The following is a 2,791-nucleotide window of genomic DNA, read 5'->3' as shown; positions in this document are numbered from 1 at the left end:
TCCATTCAAGCGTCTGCTTGACACCACACATGCTCGGTTCCGCGCACGATCCAAGTCGATAAGTGGATCATAAGATTGCTATTTTGGGGTCACGATGCAGGGCATGAGCGAGCGCGACTACGCCGCCCACGCCGGGCTCTCGCGTGGGGCGATCCAGAAGGCGAAGGCGGCCGGACGGCTGGTCCTGCATCCCGACGGCTCGATCGACCCGGATGCGTCGGACGTCCGCCGAGCGGCGGCGACCGATCCCGCGAAGCAGCGGGGCCAGTCCGCTCCGCCGAAGCTGAAGCCGGTGCCGAACGCCGCGCTCTCGGCGGTGGGCGACACGTTGCGCGAGAACGGACTGCCGCCGCCAGCGGCCGGTGGCGCGACCTTCCTGCAGGCGAAGACCGCCAACGAGGTGCTGAAGTCGCAGGAACGGCGGCTGAAGCTGCAGAAGCTCAAGGGCGAACTCGTCGATCGCGCTCGCGCCGAGACGCTGGTGTTCCGGCTCGCCCGCGAGACCCGCGACGCCTGGGTGAACTGGCCGGCCCGCGCCGCGGCGCTGATCGCGGCCGAGCTCGGGCTCGAGCCGGCCACCATGCAGAAGGTTCTGGAAGCCCATGTCCGAGCCCACCTCGACGACCTCGCCGAGGTCCGGCTCGATCTCGGATGACGACCCGATCGCGGCGTTCGATGGCGCCGCGGCGCTGCTGCGCGCCTGGGGCGGCGGGCTGAAGCCAGACCCGCTGCTGACCGTCTCGGAGTGGGCCGACCGCTACCGCAAGCTCAGCTCGCGCTCGGCGGCCGAGCCCGGGCGCTACCGCACCAGGCGGACGCCCTACATGAAGGAGATCATGGACGCGCTGTCGCCCGGGCATCCGGCCCAGCGCATCGTGTTCATGAAGGCTGCTCAGGTCGGGGCCACGGAAAGTGGTAATTCGTTCATTGGCTTCGTGATCCACCAGGCGCCGGGGCCGATGCTGGCGGTGCAGCCGACCGTCGAGCTCGCCAAGCGCAACTCGCGCCAGCGGATCGATCCACTGATCGAGGAGAGCGCAGCCTTGCGCGCGAAGGTGAAGCCGGCGCGTTCGCGCGACGCCGGCAACACCATGCTGTCGAAGGAGTTCGCCGGCGGCATCCTGATCATGACCGGCGCCAACTCGGCGGTCGGGCTGCGCTCGACCCCGGCGCGCTACATCTTCCTCGACGAGGTCGACGCCTATCCGGCCTCGGCCGACGAGGAAGGCGATCCGGTCTCGCTCGCCGAAGCGCGGTCCCTGACCTTCGCGCACCGGCGCAAGGTGTTCCTGGTCTCGACCCCGACGATCCGCGGCCTCAGCCGCATCGAGCGCGAGTACGAGGCCTCCGACCAGCGGCGGTACTTCGTCGCCTGCCCGCACTGTGGAATTCCACAGTGGCTGAAGTTCGAGCGGCTGCGCTGGCAGAAGGGCAAGCCGGAGACCGCCGCCTACGCCTGCGAGGGCTGCGAGGCGGCGATCGCCGAGCACCACAAGACGGCGATGCTCGAAGGAGGCGAGTGGCGCCCCACCGCCACCTCCGCCGACCCGACCACGATCGGCTTCCACCTCTCGGCGCTCTACTCGCCGGTCGGCTGGCTCAGCTGGGAGCGGATCGCGCGGGCGTGGGAAGCAGCCCAAGGATCGGACGAGGCGATCCGCGCCTTCCGCAACACCATCCTCGGCGAGACTTGGGTCGAGACCGGCGAGGCGCCGGACTGGCGCCGGCTCTACGACCGCCGCGAGAGCTGGCCCGCGGGCACGGTGCCGAAGGGCGGCCTCTTCCTGACCGCCGGCGCCGACGTGCAGAAGGATCGCATCGAGGTCGACGTCTGGGCCTGGGGCCGGGGGCTGGAAAGCTGGCTCGTCGATCATGTCGTCATCGACGGCGGGCCGGAGCATGCGCAGAGCTGGGACCGGCTCGCGGGCCTGCTCGGGCGGACCCGGCCGCACGTGCTCGGCGCCGACATGCAGATCGCGCGGCTCGCCATCGACACCGGCTACGAGGCGCCGGCGGTCTATGCGTGGGCGCGGGCGCAGGGCTTCGCACAGGTCGCGCCGGTCAAGGGCGTCGAGGGCTTCAACCGGGCGAGCCCGGTGTCAGGGCCGACGTATGTCGACGCCACCGAAGGCGGCCGGCGCATCCGCCGTGGCGCCCGGCTCTGGACCGTGGCGGTCTCGACCTTCAAGGCCGAGACCTATCGCTTCCTCAGGCTCGACCGCCCGACGGGAGAGGAGTTGGCCGCAGGGGCCTCGTTCCCGCCGGGAACGGTGCATCTGCCGGACTGGGTCGATGCCGAATGGCTGAAGCAGTTCGTCGCCGAGCAGCTGGTCACGGTGAAGACGAAGCGCGGCTTCGCCCGGCTGGAGTGGCAGAAGCTGCGCGAGCGCAACGAAGCGCTCGACACCCGGGTCTACGCCCGCGCCGCCGCCTGGATCGCCGGCGCCGACCGCTGGCCGGAGGCGAAGTGGCGCGACCTCGAGGCGCAGCTCGGCGCGGGCGGTGATGATGCGGCGCACGCCCCGTCGCGGGACGTCGCCATGGCGGACGAGACGGCCGCGGAGCCGTCGGCGGGGCTGATCCGTCGTCGTGCGAGCCGCGGCCGCCGCGTCTTCCGCTCGAGCTATCTGGGCTGAAGGGCTTTCCCATGACTCTCGACGAGATGATCGCCCACCGCGACGCGCTGCTCGCCGCCCGCTACCGCGGCGTGCGCACCGTCGAGGTCGAGGGCCGCCGGGTCGGCTACGCCAGCGACGCCGAGATGGCGTCAGCGCTCGCCGACCTCGAGCGG

Annotated in this window: 2 protein-coding genes; both read left to right on the top strand. The window is 71.2% G+C overall.

Annotated features, from left to right (window positions below):
• Positions 1-94: 94 nt before the first annotated feature.
• Positions 95-655, top strand: coding sequence for a hypothetical protein (locus tag Q0112_RS19195; protein ID WP_297977701.1), 561 nt, complete (start codon positions 95-97; stop codon positions 653-655).
• Positions 603-2,636, top strand: coding sequence for a phage terminase large subunit family protein (locus tag Q0112_RS19190; RefSeq protein ID WP_297977700.1), 2,034 nt, complete (start codon positions 603-605; stop codon positions 2,634-2,636). The genes Q0112_RS19195 and Q0112_RS19190 overlap by 53 nt, the downstream gene beginning before the upstream one ends.
• The last annotated feature ends 155 nt before the right edge of the window (positions 2,637-2,791 follow it).

Origin of the sequence: uncultured Amaricoccus sp., from assembly GCF_937858865.1 — a bacterium.
Lineage (GTDB): Bacteria > Pseudomonadota > Alphaproteobacteria > Rhodobacterales > Rhodobacteraceae > Amaricoccus.
The sequence above is the reverse complement of the archived record's forward strand: the minus strand, read 5'-3'. Positions and strand labels throughout refer to the sequence as shown.

What these genes read in the sequence shown, in the direction of transcription:
- Q0112_RS19195 (WP_297977701.1), top strand. Translation starts at nt 95, where the DNA reads ATGCAGGGCATGAGCGAGCGCGACTACGCCGCCCACGCCGGGCTCTCG.
- Q0112_RS19190 (WP_297977700.1), top strand. Translation starts at nt 603, where the DNA reads ATGTCCGAGCCCACCTCGACGACCTCGCCGAGGTCCGGCTCGATCTCG.